Here is a 17,096-nt window from a genome sequence, read left to right on the forward strand (position 1 = left end):
ATCTGTGCCGCGTGAAACTAAGCTTAGTGGACTGAGGCTATCCGGCAAGTCACAGGTAATATCCTGCAACATGATCTCAGTCTTTCGGGTGAGTTGACGCGACGGAGACTCATAAACCTTTCTTATCATTTCAAAAAACGGCGGCGAGAAAGTTGTTTCATTTTGCTACAAACCTGTTTACCCACCATATTGTTATAAATCAAAGAAATGCCGTTCATTTTTGCAGTCTGGCCGTGATGACATATCTTTAAAAGAACGCAGCGATCCGCTGTCAGAAAAACCAACGAGGAGTGATGCAAAATGGCAAAAGTTCTGGTGCTCTATTATTCCATGTATGGACACATCGAAACCATGGCTCACGCGGTAGCAGAAGGCGCAAACAGGGTGGACGGCGTTGAGGTTGTGGTGAAGCGCGTACCGGAAACCATGCAGGCGGAAGCCTTCGCCAAAGCCGGGGGAAAAACACAAAACGCCCCGGTCGCCACTCCGCAGGAGCTGGCGGAGTATGATGCGATTATCTTCGGCACCCCGACCCGCTTCGGCAATATGTCAGGCCAGATGCGAACCTTCCTCGATCAAACCGGCGGGCTTTGGGCGTCCGGGGCGCTCTACGGCAAACTCGCCAGCGTATTCAGCTCTACCGGCACCGGCGGCGGCCAGGAGCAGACGATTACCTCAACCTGGACTACCCTTGCCCATCACGGGATGGTAATCGTGCCGATTGGCTACGGCGCGCAGGAGCTGTTTGACGTTTCCCAGGTGCGCGGCGGTACGCCGTACGGCGCAACCACCATTGCCGGTGGGGATGGCTCGCGTCAGCCAAGCAATGAAGAACTCTCTATCGCCCGCTATCAGGGTGAATACGTCGCGGGTCTCGCCAAAAAACTCAACGGCTAATACCCAACAGGAGGACAAGCATGCCAACTCAAGAATCCAAAGCCCACCGCGTGGGCGAATGGGCAAGTTTACGCAATACCTCTCCGGAGATTGCCGAAGCTATCTTTGAAGTCGCGAAGTACGATGAAAAGCTGGCGGAGCAGATTTGGGAAGAAGGCAGCGATGAAGTGCTGGTGCGCGCCTTCGAAAAAACGGACAAAGATTCGCTCTTCTGGGGCGAGCAAACCATCGAACGTAAAAACGTCTAAGCGTTTCCCCCCGCCGCAGCGGGGGGTTCTCTTTTACTTCGCCGCGTTATTCATCACCGCATTGAATTTATCGACAGGACAGAAGCCGTTCGCATCCACCGGGCAGCCCTTCAGCTCCAGCGTCACGCGCTGCGCGGGCGACTGCAGCGACAGCACGCTGGCGTTTCGCAGCTGCTCCGAGCTCTGATAGACATACTCAATTTTCATCAGCTCCTGATTGCTGTTTTTGTCATGCCAGCGCTGGAAGACAATTTTGCCGCCAATCGGGGTACGCTCCTGCTGGTCGTGCAGCTGATACGGCTTGAAATCCAGCGCGGTGAGCAGGGAAGCGATGTTCGAATCGTGCCCCACCAGCAGGGTGATTTTCGGCGCTTTTGCCTGTTCGGTGACCAGGGTTTTATCGATATATTTCACCAGCGGCTTCGCCACGTTTTGCGCCACCTCGGTCGAGGTAAACAGCGAGTCCTGATAACCGTTCTTCAGCTTCGACAGCACGCGCCACTGCTGGTCGGTTTTGATTTCGCCCCAGGCCACCTGGTCGGCCGGGAAGCCTTCGTAATACTGCAGCGTGAACGCGTCCACCAGCGAGTTACCCACCTTCAGCGGCCCGGACACGCCAGGCTCTTTTTCATAGTCGGCGCTGAAGGCATCTTTCGCGTCTGCCAGCGAGCAGACCTTTTTCTCCTTGCAGGACGGGGAATCCGCGTAGTTCGTCATCTGCTCCAGCAGCTTATAGCTTTCACCAAGCTGCATTTTCTGCCGTTCCGTCTCCATCGCCTTGAGCGCTTTTTCGCGGAATTCCGGCGAGTTGTCGGTAATCACCGGATTAAAGGTCGGGTCCATGGTGCCCATTTTTTCCTGATGATGTACGGGAACGTCGCAGCCCGGGAACGCACCGGTAATGAAGAACTGCGCGGTCGCGACGGTACGCTGCAGGCTGTTGGCGTAAGCATACACGCTATCTGCTGGCGGGCACTCTCCCGTCTTCACCATCCCCTGCTGCGCCAGCCACTCGCGCATGTAATGGCCCATATAGACTTCCAGCACGCCACCCTTGGTAGTGAGCTGACCGCCCGGCACTTCCCACTCCGGCCACTGCTTCGGCGTGGACTGCTCCAGCACGCTTCCGTTATTGGCGAGCGGCGCACGCAGGTTGTGACGGCTCATGATTAACACCTGCTCCAGTTGATAGCCTTCCGGCGTCTCCTGCGCCTGTGCACCAAAGGTCATTGAAAGGGTAACTGCCACGGCAACTGCGAGTAGTGCTTTTCTCATCCCTCGTTCCTCACGCTTTTTTAATGTTCCAGTGAGTGTGACAGATTCGTGACAGTTTTTTCGGGAAGCATTTCTCAAACTGATGATTAACGTGCTTACGGTGGGTGCCAATAAGTTTTATAATAAAACCACACACCACCGGAGAATTGACCGTGAAACGTACCCGCCTTGAAGAGAGCACCTGCCCCGTCGCCCGTTCGCTGGATATCATCGGCGACTGGTGGTCGCTGCTGATTGTACGCGACGCGCTGCGCGGGATTAAACGCTTCGGCGAGTTCCAGAAAAGCCTCGGTATCGCGAAAAACATGCTGACCACGCGGCTAAAACTGCTGGTCGACGAAGGGATACTCCGGCTTCAGCCCGCCTCCGACGGCAGCGCCTGGCAGGAGTATGTCCTGACCGATAAAGGGCGCGCCCTGCAAACGGTGCTGGTCGCCCTCTCCCAGTGGGGCAATGAATTTTTGTTTGCGGAAAACGAATGCGGCACCGTGCTGGTCGATAGCGAACAGCGCAAACCGCTGCGTAAACTGAAGCTTTTCGCCGACGACGGGCGCGAACTGACACCTGAAGAGATCGTGGCTAAACTCCCCTCCTGATCGTTCCCGACGGCAAAAGCACAAAATGCCCAGCAAAATGGTTGCATTATAAAACCAAATAGCAGAGAGTTAATTCAGTTTCATATTGAAACCAAACAAACCACTTTGCTTTGAGGTAACACACGATGACTACGCAAATCACTACCGCCCTGATTACGGGTGCCTCTTCCGGGATCGGTGCCGTTTATGCCGATCGTCTTGCCGCGCGCGGTGCCAACCTGGTGCTGGTTGCCCGCCGCGAGGAACGCCTGAAAACCCTCGCTGCCGACCTGCGCGCGCGCTATGGCGTGGCCGTCGACATTCTGGTGGCCGATCTCACCGATGAAGCCGGGATCCGCGCCGTGGAAGAGGAGCTACGCAGCAATACCGCCATCGATACGCTGGTAAACAACGCGGGCACCGCACAGATGGCGCCGTTCCTCGCGGGCGAGGTGGCGCAGCATCAGGCCATTAACACCCTCAATACCACGGCGCTGATGCGTCTGACCTACGCCATCCTGCCCCGTCTGGCGCAGAACAATCGCGGGACGCTGATCAATATCGCCTCTGTGCTATCGCTGCATGTCCGTGCGGGCAGCGCGCTCTACAGCGCCACCAAAGCCTGGGTGCTGAGCTTTACCCGTGGGCTGCAGGAAGAATTTGCCGACAGCAGCGTGCGCATTCAGGCGGTGCTGCCCGCCGCCACGGCGACGGAGATCTGGAGCCATTCAGGGGTTACGGTGAACGATTTGCCGGAAGGGTCGGTGATGACCACCGACGATATGGTCGATGCGTCGCTGGTGGGTCTGGATCAGGGCGAAGCGATCACTATTCCGCCGATGCATGACGCAGGCCTGTGGGATCGCTACGAAGCGGCACGCCTTGAGCTGTTTAACAGCGCGCGCACAGGTATTCCGGCACCGCGCTACGTGAGGCAGTAGCCTAACGCTCCAGCTGGTCGCCGTACTCGCTCATCCAGGCGGCCAGCGGGGAGAGTGCGTCCTGAAGGGTTAACCCCAGCCCGGTTATCTGATACTCCACGCGCGGCGGGATCTCCGGGTAGACCGTCCGCGTCACCAGCCCGCGCTGTTCAAACAGGCGCAGCTGCTTCGTCAGCTCTTTCTGGGTGATGGGGGCAGCCGCCCGCAGCAGATCGCCGAAGCGGACGGGCGCGTTGATCACAATCAGGCGATAGAGGATCGGGATTGCCCACTTGCCGGAAATCAGGTTGACAAACTGCGTCATCGGGCAGGTATAAACCTCAGATTTTTTTTCACAGCACTCAGTCAGCATTTCCGCCATAGCACACCTCTTGCCTCTTTAGTATCCATTTGGTACCTGGTTTCCTTTCGATACTAACGTTTCTATAGTGCTTTCTCCAGTGACATTTCAGGAGAAGAACATGGGTCGTTTAACAGATAAATATACGCTGATTACCGGCGGCACCAGCGGCATTGGTCTTGCCACCGCGCAGGCGTTTATCGCCGAAGGGGCGCACGTCGCCGTGACCGGACGCAACCCGGCCACCCTTGCCGAAGCAGAACGTATTCTGGGCGATAAGGCCTGGGTGATCCCGACCGATGCGGGAGATATCACAGCGCAACGCGCGCTGGCGGAAACCCTCGCCGCCCGCTGGCCGCGCCTGGACGCGGTGTTTCTCAACGCAGGCGACGTGACACACGCGCCGCTGGAAGCGTGGCAGGAAGAAGCCTGGGACCGCCTGATGGGCATCAACCTGAAGGGACCGTTCTTTTTAATTCAGGCGCTGCTGCCGCTGCTGAATAACCCGTCGTCGGTGATCCTCTGCGGCTCCGTGAGCGCGCGCATCGGCCTGCCCACCAGCAGCGTGTATGCCGCGAGCAAGGCCGCCCTGCTGTCGCTGGCGCGCACCCTGTCGGCGGAGCTGCTGCCGCGCGGGATCCGCGTCAACGGCCTGAGCCCCGGCCCGGTGGAAACCCCGGCGTTTACGAAGACGGGCTTAAGCGAAGAGACGCTTAGCGCGATGATGGCAGACATCATCAAGCTGGTGCCGCTCGGCAGAATGGGCTCGACGACGGAGCTGGCGAAAGCCGCGCTCTATCTGGCGTCAGACGAGTCGAGCTACACGGTAGGGACGGAGCTGCTGGTGGACGGCGGTATGGGAAGTCTGTAACTCAAAAGGCGCTGATGCCGGTGACCGCGCCGACATACAGCGCCGCCCACGCGCAGGCGGAAAGCAGGCTGACGGCGTAGACCTTGACGGCGTTCAGCCTGAGCATCCCCGCCGCCAGCGGCACGATATAACGCAACACCGCCAGAAAGCGCGACGTAAACAGCACAACAACGCCGTTCTTTTGCAGCTGATGCTGTACCCGCAAGAACTTATCGGCATGCTTTGAGGTGAAACGCGTGACCAGCCGGGTGTGCCCCATCAGCTGGCCGATATGGTAATTCAGCACCGACCCCGCCGTTGCCCCCAGCACCACGGCGAGCCACGCCAGCGCAGGATGCATGCTCCCGTGGCTGACGGTTATGCCCGCCAGCAGCATCACCGAGGCGGGCGGCAACACGGAGGAGACCAGCACCGTCGACTTGCTCAGCGCCATCACGAATAACAGCGCGAACAGATGTGCCGGATACAGCGCAAAATGATTCAGCAGATTATCAAACCACGCCATTTTCCTCTCCTCCGTTGATTATATAATCCTCCATTAGAAAAGAATTACCTTAAATAAACCGTCAACGCTTTATTAATAAGATTCTCCTAAACCGTTCTTAAACATTATTTAATTTCCCGAGCGGTAATATCAAATAAGCGTATTATTTCTCTCGTTTTACAACGATCTCGTTATGGCGAGGCTCCTGTACAAATACACGTTATCGCTCTGGTGGGTTCGAGAGAACCGGCACAGGGTAAAACAGGCACTGTCGAATCAAGGCTTTGTCAGTATAACTTCCCTTGCGGGATACGGTGTACAGTGCTGAACCCAGGACGTGGGGATCTCCTCTTCGACATGCCCTGTCTTGCTCGCCCCTGAGAGATGTTATTATTCAAAGGGAATTCACTATGTCTTACGCTATTCACAACCAGAACCTGGCATTCAATGACAGCGCGGTCGCGCAATATATGAATACCGATTTTATCGTCCTCGACATTTCATTATGCGTCGCGCTGGCGCGCGAGCAATTCTTCGAAAAATTAAAAGACGATGATATTCCGTCGCATATTTTTATTGAAGACCATGGCCGCCTGGCTGGCATGATTGCCGTGCGCAAATTATTGCAGGTCACGGATACCGTGCAGCCAATTAAAAGCCTGATGATTTCGCAGTTTTTGCAGGTCAAACCGGAAGATGAACGCGCCAATGTTGCCGGGCTGCTGGCCCACGGCGAGGCGGACGTCGTGCCCGTGGTCACCCATGGCAAGCTCGTCGGCTGCCTGACCGAGCGCGAAATCGCCCACCTGCTGGAAGACGACGTCACCGAAGATGCTCAGCTTCAGGGGGCGACGCTGCCGCTGGAGAAGCCCTATCTGGAAACCAGCGCCTTCAGCTTGTGGAAGAAACGCTCCGTCTGGCTGCTGCTGCTGTTTGTCGCGGAAGCCTACACCAGCTCGGTGATCCAGCACTTTGAAGAGGCGCTGGAGTCCGCCATCGCGCTGGCGTTCTTTATTCCGCTGCTGATCGGCACGGGCGGCAACAGCGGAACGCAGATCACCTCCACGCTGGTGCGCGCCATGGCGCTGGGTGAAGTGCGTCTGCGCGACGTGGGCCGCGTGCTGCGCAAAGAGATGACCACCTCGCTAATGATTGCCGTGACGCTCGGTATCGCCGGGTGTATCCGCGCCTGGATGATGGGGATTGGGCTGGAAATTACGCTTATCGTCAGCCTGACGCTGGTGTGCATTACGCTCTGGAGCGCGATCGTGTCGTCTGTCATTCCGATGGTGCTCAAGCGCTGCGGCATTGACCCGGCGGTCGTCTCCGCGCCGTTTATCGCGACGCTTATCGACGGTACCGGGCTGATTATCTACTTCAAGATCGCGCAATATACTCTGGGGCTGGAGTAACGCGGTCCGCCAGCTGAATCACCGCACGCGAAAACGCCTCAATCGCCAGCGCGACATCCTCAGCCATCACCGATTCCGCCGGATGGTGGCTGACGCCTCCCCTGCAGCGCACGAAGAGCATGCCTACCGGCCAGCGTTCCGCTATGGCAATCGCATCGTGGCCCGCACCGCTTGGCAGCGAGAGCGACCGCTCCTGTACCGATTTAACGGCCTCCCCCAGCACGCTCTGCAGGTGGCGATCGCACGGCGTGGCGGCAATGCGGTAAAACTCCTCGGCGCTAAACGCCAGCCCGCGGCGCGATGCGATCGCCTGGGCATGTTCCAGCAGGTCGTCAAGCAACCGATCCAGCGGCACATCCTGCGGGCCGCGAATATCCAGCGAGAGCTCAACCTCGCCGGGGATCACGTTCACCGCCCCCGGCAGGCAGCGCAATTCCCCGACCGTCGCCACCAGGTTGCCGCCCTGCTGTCGGGTAGCGTTTTCAATGATAACCATCCACTCGGCGGCGGCGGCCAGCGCGTCCCTGCGGTGGTGCATCGGCACGGTTCCCGCGTGTCCGGCCTCGCCGGTGAAGCGGCAGTTCAGACGACGCGCGCCGTTAATGGCTTCCACCACGCCAAGCGCGAGCGCCTCCTGCTCAAGACACGGCCCCTGCTCAATATGCAGCTCCAGATAGGCGCTGAAATCCTCCTGACGGCGCGCGGCATTCGACACGCGGGCGGGATCGAGCCCCACCTGGGTCATCGCCTGCGCCACGCTGATGCCGCTGGCGTCGGCTTTTTCCAGCCAGCCCTGCGGCCAGGTGCCCGTCAGCCCCCGGCTGCCTAACAGCGTAATGCCGAAGCGGGTGCCCTCTTCGTCGCAAAAGCCGACAATCTCGATGGCCTGTGCCAGATGCACACCCTGCTGGTGCAGGCTGTCCACCACCTCAATGGCGGTGAGCACCCCGAGCATGCCGTCGTAGCGCCCGGCGTTGCGCACGGTATCCAGATGCGAGCCGAGCAGCACCGCCTGCGCCCCTTCCTGCGCGCCCTCATAGCGGCCGCAGATATTGCCCACGCTGTCCTGCCAGACGGTCATTCCCGCCTGGCTCATCCACTGCCCCACCAGCTGGTTGGCCTGCAGATGCTGCGTGGAGAGATAGACCCTGGTCAGCGCATCCGGGGTTTCGCTGATGGCGGCCAGCGCGTCAGCGCGGGCCATCACCCGTTCTGCCGCCGGGCTCATTGCGGCGTCTCGCGGCGATAGTGGTCCCACGCGGCCTGCATGGCGGCCCCCTGCGTAGTGGTGAATTTCAGGTAGTTGAGCACCGACTCCAGCGCGCTCAGGGTGGTCATCACGCAGTCCTTGCGCGCGTTATAGCCCATAGTGCCGATGCGCCACACTTTGCCGTGTAGCGGGCCAAACGAGGTGCCGATTTCAATCCCGAAATCCTCCAGCATCAGCTTACGCACCTGGTCGCCGTTGACGCCCTGCGGGATTACCACGCCCAGCACGTTGTTCATCTTGTGCTTCAGATCGCCGAAGGTCTCCAGCCCCATCGCCTGAATGCCTTTCAGCAGCGCATCGCCGTGGAGCTTATGGCGGGCGATGCCGTTATCCAGCCCTTCCTGGAGGATCAGCCGCGCACATTCGCGGGCGCCAAACAACGCGGTAGTGGCTTCGGTGTGGTGGTTCAGGCGTTCCGGCCCCCAGTAGTCCATTACCATGCCGAGATCGAAATAGTTGGAGTAGATCATCTCCTCGTCCCCGTCGCGGTGGGCGTCGGTGCGAATTCCCTCCTCAACGCATTTGCGGCGGCGGATCGCCTCCTCCATGCGCGCGCTCAGGGTGATCGGCGACGTGCCCGACGGGCCGCCGAGGCACTTCTGCATCCCGGCTGACACAGCATCCAGCCCCCAGGCGTCGGTCTCCAGCGCGTTGCCGCCGAGCGACGCGGTGGCGTCGGTGTAGAAAAGCACGTCGTAGCGGCGGCAGATGGCGCCAAGCTCGGCGAGCGGCTGCAGCATGGTGGTGGAGGTGTCGCCCTGCACGGTCAGCAGCAGGCGCGGACGAATGCGCTTAATCGCATCCTCGACCTGATCCGGGGTAAACACCTCGCCCCACGGCACCTCAATGGTATGCACCTCCGCGCGGCAGCGGCGGGCAATTTCGCACAGCAGATGACCAAAGCGGCCAAAGACCGGCACCAGCACCTTATCTCCCGGGCGGATGGCGGAGACCAGAATGGCTTCAATCCCCGCGCGGGAGGTGCCGTCCACCAGCATCGTCCAGCGGTTCTCGGTGCGGAACACCCCGCGATAGAGCGCCATCACCTCGTTCATGTAGTGGGTCATGGCCGGATCGTACTGGCCGACCAGCTGGCTCGACATGGCGCGCAGCACGCGCGGGTCGGCGTTGATCGGGCCCGGCCCCATCAGCAGACGCTGGGGCGGGTTGATTTGCGGAAAGCGTGCGATATCCATTTATCAGTCCTTATCAGTTGAGGCCGCGCACGGAGGAGATGAACTGCTTCAGTTCCGTGGTCTGCGGGTTGGCGAACAGCGTTTTGCTGTCGCCCTGCTCCCAGACTTTCCCCTGGTGCATAAACACCACGCGGTCGCCCACTTCGCGGGCAAAATTCATTTCATGGGTCACGAGGATCAGGGTCATCCCCTCGGCCGCCAGCTGCTCCAGCACCTTGAGCACTTCGCCCACCAGCTCCGGGTCGAGCGCTGAGGTGATCTCGTCACAGAGTAAAACTTTAGGCGACATCGCCAGCGCGCGGGCAATCGCCACGCGCTGCTGCTGGCCACCGGAGAGGCTCGACGGGTAGTAATCCAGACGATCGCCAAGCCCCACTTTCTCCAGCATGCGCTGCGCCAGCTCGCGGCATTCGGCGGCGCTTTTCTTCAGCACCCGACGCGGGGCGAGCATTACGTTTTCCAGCGCCGTCATGTGCGGGAACAGGTTGAAGCTCTGGAACACCATCCCGACCGAGCGGCTGATTTCACGCGCCTGGGAATCCCGGTCGGTAATGGTCATACCGCCCAGCTTGATGCTGCCGTCCTGATAGCCTTCCAGCCCGTTGATGCAGCGCAGCAGCGTGCTTTTACCCGACCCGCTGCGCCCGATAATGGAGATCACCTGGCCCATGTCGATATCCAGATCGACGCCCTTGAGCACGTGGTTATCGCCGTAGTATTTCTGCACCTGATTAATGGTGATGAGAGGCATTGAATTTCGTCTCCAGATAGCGGCTGTAGCGCGACAGCGGATAACACAGAATAAAGTAGCCGAGCGCCACCAGCGCAAAGACCTTAAACGGCTGATACGTCACGTTGGTCAGCATGGTCCCGGCCTTGGTCAGCTCGATAAAGCCGATAATCGACGCCAGCGCGGTCCCCTTGATCACCTGTACGGCAAAGCCGACCGTCGGCGCAATGCCGATGCGCAGCGCCTGCGGGGCGACCACGCGAAACAGGGTCTGGCCAAAGGTCAGCCCCAGACAGCGCGAGGCTTCCCACTGCCCCTTCGGCAGCGCGCGAATGCTGCCGTACCAGATATCGAGCAGAAACGCGCTGGTGTAAAACGTCAGCGCCAACGAGGCGGCGGTCCACGGCGAGACGTCGATGCCGAACAGCGCCACGCCGAAGAAGGCCAGGAACAACTGCATCAGCAGCGGCGTGCCCTGAAACAGCTCAATATAGCCGCGGATGATGCGCTTCACCGTGCGTCCGCCCGTCAGGCGCAGCAGCAGGAGCGGCAGCGTTACCACCGCCCCGCCGACAAACGCCACCAGCGACAGCAGCACCGTCCAGCGTCCGGCCAGCAGCAGGTTGCGAATAATGTCCCAGTCGGTAAAGGTGGTCATCATGCCTGCACCCCCAGCCATTTGCGTCCCGCCGCCATCATCAGCTGGCGCAGGGTAATCGACAGCGCTAAGTAAATCCCGGTTGTCACCAGATAAACCTCAAAGCTCAGAAACGTTCTGGACTGGATCAGGTTGGCGGCGAAGGTCAGCTCTTCATACGAGACCTGCGACACCACCGACGAGCCGAGCATCACGATGATGCACTGGCTCACCAGCGCCGGATAAATGCGCTGCAGCGCGGGCGGCAGCACCACGCGAATAAAGGTCTGCAGACGGGTCAGCCCCAGCACGCGCCCGGCCTCCCACTGCCCTTTCGGCGTGACCTGAATGCCCGCGCGGATAATTTCGGTGCTGTACGCGCCCAGGTTCACCACCATTGCCAATAGCGCCGCTTCCCCCGCCGTCATCTTCAGGCCAAGATTCGGCAGACCGAAGACGATGAAAAACAGCTGCACCACAAACGGCGTGTTGCGGATGATTTCCACGTACGCGCCCCAGATCCGGCTGTACCAGGTGGTGCGTCCGCTGCGGATCGCCGCGCCGAAAATCCCGATTGCCAGCCCGCCGATGGTTGCCATTACCGTCAGCTGAATGGTGACCCACAATCCCGCCAGCAGCTCCGGCCAGTGCGGCCAGAGGGCTGAAAAATCAAGTTGCTCCGTCATCGGCTCAGGCGCCAAGGTTTGCCGGCAGCGGGGCCTTCAGCCATTGCTCAGACAGGCCGTTCAGCGTGCCGTCCTTGATGCCCTGCTCAATCAGCGCATCCACTTTTGCCTTAAGGGCCGGTTCGTTTTTCTTCAGGCCGATAAAGCACGGCGAGTCTTTCAGCATAAAGCTCGGCACCGGGGCTTTATCCGCGTTCTGGCGCGAAATGGCCGCCACCACGAGGTTGCCGGTTGCCACGTACTGCACCTGGCCGGAGAGGTAGGCGGAGAGCGTGGTGTTGTTGTCTTCGTAGCGTTTCACGTTGGCATCTTTCGGCGCCAGGCCGGTCAGCACCATGTCCTCCACCGCCCCGCGCGTCACGCCGATGGTTTTTCCGCTCAGCGCGGCGGCGTCCTTCAGCTCGGCCCCTTTCGGACCAAACACGCCGAGGAAGAACGGCGCGTAGGCGCGGCTGAAGTCGATCACCTTCTCGCGCTCCGGGTTTTTACCGAGGCTTGAAATAACCAGATCCACCTTATCGGTTTGCAGGTACGGCACGCGGTTGGCGCTGGTCACCGGCACCAGCTGCAGCTTGAGCTTCATCTGTTTGGCCAGATAGCGCGCCATGTCGATGTCATAGCCCTGCGGCTGCAGATCGGTCCCCACCGAGCCAAACGGCGGGAAGTCCTGCGGAACGGCAATGCGGATAGTGCCGCGCTTCTCGATATCCTGAAGCTGGTCAGCCTTTGCCGGCAGCTGTGTGAAGAGACATGCGGCCCCGGCCAGTGCAATTAACAGTTTTTTCATGGTGCTTCCCCGTAACGTTAACATGAAACAAAAGATTCTTTGAATGTGTTTTTGCAACTAATGTGCCAGATAAGGCGAAGCGGGGAATATTCTTGTGAAGCCTGATAAAACACGGACGGGTCGAAAAAACGTGCGTTTCTCCGACCCGTCACCTGCACCATTTCAATGCAAAAGCACCAGTCTGATGCCCCATTATCGTTGTTCGAGTTCGTCCAGCTGCTGATAGAGGGAGGCAATCTCGTGAATGCGCGGGCGCCCTTTATCGAGGATCTCATGCAGGAAGGCATTCGCCAGCAGGTTAATCAGGCTGTTGACCGAGGAGTAGCTGTCATAGGCCGAGACGCTGTCCAGCGGGGCGCAGAGCTGCCAGCTCGCGAGCGGAAACAGGCTGTGCGCCTGCGGCTCGCACATCAGCAGCACCGGAATACCGCTGCTATGAAGCTGCTGCATCAGCGGGCGGATAATGCGCGGGCGGCGGCGAAAGGCCATCATCACCACCAGATCGTCCGGCGTTAAGTCCACCATCTCCTCGCTCAGGCTCTGCCCCGGCTGCGGCAGGACCAGCACCTGGCCGCGCGCCTGCAGCAGCTGCTGGCGCAGGTGGAGCGCCGCAGGATAGGCGTTACGCATGCCGATAATGACGATGCGCCGCGCCTTGACCATGCAGGCTATGGCGTCGGCAAACTGCTGCGCGTCGAGGGCATTGACCCACTGAGTCAGGTTCGCCATCTCCTGCTTGTAGTGGCGCGCCAGCAGCGTGTTGCCCTGCACCGCGTCGCGGTTATCGGTGAGCGGCATCCCGCTCTGGCGCAGGGTGCGCAGCTCGTCACGCATATCCTTATATTTCTCATACCCCAGACGCTTAAAGAGGCGGCTGACCGTGGCTTTCGACACCCCGCTCAGCTGCGCCAGCTCGGCGCTGTTGTAGCTGATCAGGTCGTCAAAATGGTCGAATATAAAGTCCGCCACCCGCTGCTCCTGCGGCGACAGCGACGGGTACTGTGCTTTCAGACGTTCATCCAGTTGTTCCATAGCGCCTCTGTAACTTTTGTTTCATCACATTTTGCCTTTCATTCTACCTTTCATTATACGTGCCAGTTTACTGAAACTTTTCTTTCAGAACTGGAACAGCTTTTGCAGCACCTTGTGACTTTCAGGGTTACGAGGATTCCTCATGCAAAGTAATGTCTCCACGCACGGCATGGCCGTTGCGCCCCACCATCTTGCCAGCCAGAGCGCGCTGGCGGTGCTGCGCGAAGGCGGCAGCGCGATAGAAGCGATGGTCGCCGCGGCGGCCACCATCGCCGTGGTTTACCCGCACATGAATGGGCTGGGCGGCGATGGCTTCTGGCTTATCGTGCCGCCGGAAGGCGAACCTGTCGCCATTGATGCCAGCGGCGCGGCGGGTTCGCGGGCAACGCTCGCCGCCTACGAGGGGCTAACGCATATTCCCCATCGCGGGCCGCAGGCGGCGCTGACCGTCGCCGGCACGGTAAGCGGCTGGGACGAGGCGCTGAAGGTCTCCCGCGAGATGACCGGCAAGTCGCTGCCGCTGGCTCGCCTGCTGGCCGACGCCATTGAGTATGCGCAGAACGGCACGCCGGTCACGGCCTCACAGGCCCATGCCACGGCCAGCAAATTTGACGAGCTGAAAGACGTCCCCGGCTTCGCGGAAACCTGGCTGGTGGACGGTAGGCCGCCGCAGGTCGGGAGCCGCTTTTATCAGCCCGCCATGGCCTCAACCCTGACGCGCCTGGCGGAAGACGGCCTGGACAGCTTTTACCGCGGCCCGCTGGCGGACGTGCTGGCGCACGGCATGGAGACGCTGGGCCTGCCCGTGACGCTGGCCGATCTTAACGCGCACGCAGCCCGGCGCACCGCGCCGCTGAAGCTGCTGCATCAGCAGGGCGAGATCTTTAACCACGCCCCGCCGACGCAGGGGCTGGTCTCGCTGGCGATACTCGGCATCACCGACCGCCTGAACATGGCGGAGGCAGACGACGCCGACACCATTCACCGCATCGTTGAAGCCACCAAGCTGGCCTTTGGCCTGCGCGATGCCCACATCACCGACCCGCGCGAGCTGAAAACCGATATTCAGGGTCTGCTGGATCCCGCCGCTCTGCAGGCGCTTGCCGAGAGGGTTGACGACGGCCGCGCCGCGCCGTGGGGCACCGGAAAAGGCCCCGGCGATACGGTGTGGATGGGGGTAATGGATAACAGCGGGCTCGCCGTGTCGTTTATCCAGAGTATCTATCACGAGTTCGGCAGCGGCGTGGTGCTGCCCGACACCGGCATCGTCTGGCAGAACCGGGGGGCATCGTTCAGCCTCGATCCCAATCATCTTCTGGCACTCGCGCCGGGCAAGCAGCCTTTCCATACCCTGAACCCGGCGGCGGCGCGTCTTAAGGACGGGCGCGTGATGGTCTACGGATCGATGGGCGGTGACGGACAGCCACAAACCCAGGCCGCGCTTTTTACCCGCTACGTGGTTCAGGGCCTGCCTTTACAGGAAAGTATCTCCCGCCCGCGCTGGCTGCTGGGGCGCACCTGGGGACAAACTTCTGACACGTTAAAACTTGAAGGACGCTTCAGCGCTGAGGCGGTCTCTCGGCTTCGCGGGCGGGGACACGAGGTGGAAATATTTCCTGACTTTAGCGAAGCGATGGGCCACGCGGGCGCGATTGTCCGCCATCCCAACGGGCTGTTCGAAGGGGCATTTGACCCGCGCAGCAACGGCGCAGCCGCCGGATTCTGAGGAGAAAAAAATGACGACACCACAACCCGACTGGCAGGCCTATCTTGCGCAAATGGAGTCTGTGCTCGGCGTAGAGCTGGACGATGCCCGCCGCGCCGAGCTGCATGTGCAGTTCAGCCGCATTGCCAGCATGGCCGCCCCGCTGATGGCGCTGCCGCTCGACGACCGTCTGGAGATCGCAGGAGTGTATAAAGCATGACGCTACATGAGATGAGTATCACCGACATTCAGCAGGCACTGAGCGCGGGCGAGCTGAGCGCCCATGAGATTGCCCGCCAGACGCTGGAGGCCATTGCGCGCGTGAACCCGCAGATCAACGCCTGGACCGCCGTGACGGAAGCACGCATGCTCGCCGAGGCTGAGAACATCGACACCCTGCGGCGCGAAAAGCGCCCCCTGCCGCCGCTGGCGGGCGTGCCCTACGCGGTGAAAAACCTGTTCGACGTTGCCGGACACACCACCCTCGCGGGGGCAGAGCTGTTCAGCCAGCGCCCCGCCGCGGCCGCCGACAGCTTCGCCGTGCGCCAGTTGCGCAGCGCGGGTGGGCTGCTGTCCGGGATGGTGAATATGGACGCCTACGCCTACGGCTTTACCACCGAGAACAGCCGCTACGGCGCGACGCGTAACCCACACGACCTGACGCGCATTGCGGGCGGGTCCTCCGGCGGTTCAGCTGCCGCCGTGGCCGCCGGGCTGGTGAACTTTTCGCTCGGCACCGATACCAACGGGTCGATTCGCGTTCCGGCCTCCCTGTGCGGCATCTACGGCCTGAAGCCCACCTTTGGCCGCCTGTCGCGCTCCGGCAGCCATCCGTTTGTCGCGAGCCTGGATCATATCGGCCCCTTTGCCCGTCGGGTGTGCGACCTGGCGTCCGTGTACGACGCGCTGCAGGGTCGGGACAGCAGCGACGGTTTTCAGGCAGAGAGCTCGCGCGAGCAGACGCGCCCCCTGCTCGATCGCGGGCTTGACGGCCTGCGCTGCGCGGTGCTCGGCGGCTACTTCACCACCTGGTGCGACACGGATGCCAGAGACGCCGTGGCGCGGGTGGCGAAGGCGCTGGACGTGCAGGATGAGCTGCAGTTACCGGACGCCGAACTGGCGCGCTCGGCGGCGTTTATCATCAGCGCCTCCGAGGGCGGAAATCAGTATCTGCCCGCGCTTCGCCGCGAGCCCGAGCGTTTTGAGCCGCACTCCCGCGAACGACTGCTGGCCGGGGCGATGATCCCCTCCGCCTGGTATATTCAGGCCCAGCGGTTCCGCGCGCAGGCCCGGCAGGCGTTTCACGCGCTGTTTGCCCAGGCCGACGTGCTGATCGCCCCCGCGACGCCGCGCAGCGCCACGCGGATTGGCGAACAAACCATGGAGATTAACGGTCAGCCGCTTCCCATTCGCGCCAGCATGGGCATGCTGACCCAGCCGATATCATTTTTGGGTCTGCCCGTGACCACCGTTCCGCTGCGTACCGCGCAGGGTGCGCCTATTGGCCTGCAACTGATTGCCGCGCCGTTTAACGAGCAGGCCTGCCTGCGCGTCGCGCACGTGCTGGAAGAGAGCGGCATCGCCGACGCGCGTCCGGCGGAGGTGGCCGCATGATGAATCACGATGACATTAACCTGCCGTGGGTAGTCGCCGAGGTGACCGCCGCGTTTTACCGCTATGAAGACGCGCTGGTGAGCAACAACATTGCGGTGCTGGACGAGCTGTTCTGGCACGACAAAAACACGGTGCGTCTGGGGGCGGGTGAAAACCTGTACGGGATTGATGAAATTCGCGCCTTCCGGGCGGCGCGCCCCGCCGCCGGGTTGCAGCGGACGTTGCGCCACACCGTCATCACCACCTTCGGGGAGGATTACGCGGTGTGCAGCACCGAGTTTACCCGGGAGGGCACGGAGCGGATTGGCCGCCAGCAGCAGACGTGGGTGCGGTTTGCCTACGGGTGGCGGATCGTGGCGGCGCAGGTGAGTTTGATGGTGTAACCCCACCGGGAAT

Annotated in this window: 20 protein-coding genes and 1 riboswitch; of the genes, 10 read left to right on the top strand and 10 right to left on the bottom strand. The window is 60.9% G+C overall.

Annotated features, from left to right (window positions below):
* The first annotated feature begins 300 nt into the window (after positions 1 to 300).
* Together wrbA and AB8818_RS06150 are read left to right on the top strand one after the other, a co-directional pair.
* Positions 301 to 897, top strand: a complete 597-nt coding sequence (wrbA, locus tag AB8818_RS06145; protein WP_041910554.1) for an NAD(P)H:quinone oxidoreductase — start codon at positions 301 to 303, stop codon at positions 895 to 897.
* Between the two features lie 20 nt (positions 898 to 917).
* A complete protein-coding gene (locus AB8818_RS06150) occupies positions 918 to 1,145 on the top strand; it encodes a YccJ family protein (protein WP_014883300.1) in 228 nt (75 codons plus the stop codon).
* A 33-nt stretch (positions 1,146 to 1,178) separates the two neighbouring features.
* On the opposite strand, the gene agp is transcribed toward AB8818_RS06150, so the two are convergent.
* The gene (agp, locus tag AB8818_RS06155) at positions 1,179 to 2,420 is read right to left on the bottom strand and encodes a bifunctional glucose-1-phosphatase/inositol phosphatase (RefSeq protein WP_166710713.1); all 1,242 of its coding nucleotides are present in this window, start codon (positions 2,418 to 2,420) and stop codon (positions 1,179 to 1,181) included.
* A 152-nt stretch (positions 2,421 to 2,572) separates the two neighbouring features.
* On the opposite strand from agp, the gene AB8818_RS06160 reads away from it, so the two are divergent.
* Positions 2,573 to 3,016 carry a winged helix-turn-helix transcriptional regulator gene (locus AB8818_RS06160; RefSeq protein WP_371199853.1) on the top strand — a complete coding sequence of 148 codons (444 nt, stop codon included), beginning with the start codon at positions 2,573 to 2,575 and terminating at the stop codon, positions 3,014 to 3,016.
* A 125-nt stretch (positions 3,017 to 3,141) separates the two neighbouring features.
* A complete protein-coding gene (locus AB8818_RS06165) occupies positions 3,142 to 3,936 on the top strand; it encodes an SDR family oxidoreductase (RefSeq protein ID WP_192983043.1) in 795 nt (264 codons plus the stop codon).
* Between the two features lies 1 nt (position 3,937).
* Here the strand turns inward: AB8818_RS06165 and AB8818_RS06170 are convergent, their stop codons facing one another.
* The gene (locus AB8818_RS06170; RefSeq protein ID WP_116340796.1) at positions 3,938 to 4,297 is read right to left on the bottom strand and encodes a helix-turn-helix domain-containing protein; all 360 of its coding nucleotides are present in this window, start codon (positions 4,295 to 4,297) and stop codon (positions 3,938 to 3,940) included.
* Positions 4,298 to 4,397: 100 nt separating this feature from the next.
* Here AB8818_RS06170 and AB8818_RS06175 point away from each other — a divergent pair, with 100 nt between their 5' ends.
* Positions 4,398 to 5,147: an SDR family oxidoreductase gene (locus AB8818_RS06175; protein ID WP_163328684.1), complete on the top strand. Its 750-nt coding sequence runs from the start codon at positions 4,398 to 4,400 to the stop codon at positions 5,145 to 5,147.
* Between the two features lies 1 nt (position 5,148).
* On the opposite strand, the gene AB8818_RS06180 is transcribed toward AB8818_RS06175, so the two are convergent.
* Positions 5,149 to 5,652, bottom strand: coding sequence for a DedA family protein (locus AB8818_RS06180; protein WP_163328682.1), 504 nt, complete (start codon positions 5,650 to 5,652; stop codon positions 5,149 to 5,151).
* 159 nt (positions 5,653 to 5,811) lie between these two features.
* A riboswitch (M-box (ykoK) riboswitch) is annotated at positions 5,812 to 5,981 on the top strand.
* 60 nt (positions 5,982 to 6,041) lie between these two features.
* Here AB8818_RS06180 and AB8818_RS06185 point away from each other — a divergent pair.
* Positions 6,042 to 7,043, top strand: a complete 1,002-nt coding sequence (locus AB8818_RS06185; protein ID WP_116340802.1) for a magnesium transporter — start codon at positions 6,042 to 6,044, stop codon at positions 7,041 to 7,043.
* Here the strand turns inward: AB8818_RS06185 and hpxK are convergent.
* The 7 genes from hpxK to hpxU all read right to left on the bottom strand — a co-directional run bounded on the left by hpxK (position 7,009) and on the right by hpxU (position 13,381).
* The gene (gene hpxK / locus AB8818_RS06190) at positions 7,009 to 8,271 is read right to left on the bottom strand and encodes an allantoate amidohydrolase (RefSeq protein ID WP_192983041.1); all 1,263 of its coding nucleotides are present in this window, start codon (positions 8,269 to 8,271) and stop codon (positions 7,009 to 7,011) included. The two genes, AB8818_RS06185 and hpxK, sit on opposite strands and share 35 nt — an antisense overlap.
* Complete coding sequence (locus AB8818_RS06195; protein ID WP_166710699.1) at positions 8,268 to 9,509, bottom strand: alanine--glyoxylate aminotransferase family protein; 1,242 nt, start codon at positions 9,507 to 9,509, stop codon at positions 8,268 to 8,270. Before AB8818_RS06195 ends, hpxK begins: the two co-directional genes overlap by 4 nt.
* Before the next feature lie 13 nt (positions 9,510 to 9,522).
* Entirely contained in the window at positions 9,523 to 10,260 is a 738-nt protein-coding gene (locus AB8818_RS06200; RefSeq protein ID WP_008499843.1) for an amino acid ABC transporter ATP-binding protein, read from the bottom strand.
* A complete protein-coding gene (locus AB8818_RS06205) occupies positions 10,241 to 10,897 on the bottom strand; it encodes an amino acid ABC transporter permease (protein ID WP_014883296.1) in 657 nt (218 codons plus the stop codon). Before AB8818_RS06205 ends, AB8818_RS06200 begins: the two co-directional genes overlap by 20 nt.
* Positions 10,897 to 11,562, bottom strand: coding sequence for an amino acid ABC transporter permease (locus tag AB8818_RS06210; RefSeq protein ID WP_166710697.1), 666 nt, complete (start codon positions 11,560 to 11,562; stop codon positions 10,897 to 10,899). Before AB8818_RS06210 ends, AB8818_RS06205 begins: the two co-directional genes overlap by 1 nt.
* A 4-nt stretch (positions 11,563 to 11,566) precedes the next feature.
* Positions 11,567 to 12,349, bottom strand: coding sequence for a transporter substrate-binding domain-containing protein (locus AB8818_RS06215; RefSeq protein WP_041910577.1), 783 nt, complete (start codon positions 12,347 to 12,349; stop codon positions 11,567 to 11,569).
* Between the two features lie 192 nt (positions 12,350 to 12,541).
* Positions 12,542 to 13,381 (bottom strand): MurR/RpiR family transcriptional regulator HpxU, encoded by an 840-nt coding sequence (gene hpxU / locus AB8818_RS06220; RefSeq protein ID WP_192983039.1) that lies wholly within the window; start codon positions 13,379 to 13,381, stop codon positions 12,542 to 12,544.
* A 142-nt stretch (positions 13,382 to 13,523) separates the two neighbouring features.
* Here hpxU and hpxW point away from each other — a divergent pair, with 142 nt between their 5' ends.
* The 4 genes from hpxW to hpxZ are packed head-to-tail and all read left to right on the top strand — an operon-like array spanning position 13,524 to position 17,083.
* Complete coding sequence (gene hpxW / locus AB8818_RS06225; protein WP_192983037.1) at positions 13,524 to 15,107, top strand: oxamate amidohydrolase; 1,584 nt, start codon at positions 13,524 to 13,526, stop codon at positions 15,105 to 15,107.
* A gap of 10 nt (positions 15,108 to 15,117) precedes the next feature.
* Positions 15,118 to 15,306, top strand: coding sequence for an oxalurate catabolism protein HpxX (gene hpxX, locus AB8818_RS06230; RefSeq protein WP_192983035.1), 189 nt, complete (start codon positions 15,118 to 15,120; stop codon positions 15,304 to 15,306).
* A complete protein-coding gene (locus AB8818_RS06235; RefSeq protein ID WP_192983033.1) occupies positions 15,303 to 16,700 on the top strand; it encodes an AtzE family amidohydrolase in 1,398 nt (465 codons plus the stop codon). The genes hpxX and AB8818_RS06235 overlap by 4 nt, the downstream gene beginning before the upstream one ends.
* The gene (gene hpxZ, locus AB8818_RS06240) at positions 16,697 to 17,083 is read left to right on the top strand and encodes an oxalurate catabolism protein HpxZ (protein WP_116340818.1); all 387 of its coding nucleotides are present in this window, start codon (positions 16,697 to 16,699) and stop codon (positions 17,081 to 17,083) included. The genes AB8818_RS06235 and hpxZ overlap by 4 nt, the downstream gene beginning before the upstream one ends.
* Positions 17,084 to 17,096 lie beyond the last annotated feature (13 nt).

It is taken from the genome of Enterobacter sp. KB-280D8, from assembly GCF_041399405.1.
In the GTDB taxonomy this organism is placed as follows: Bacteria; Pseudomonadota; Gammaproteobacteria; order Enterobacterales; family Enterobacteriaceae; genus Enterobacter; species Enterobacter cloacae_N.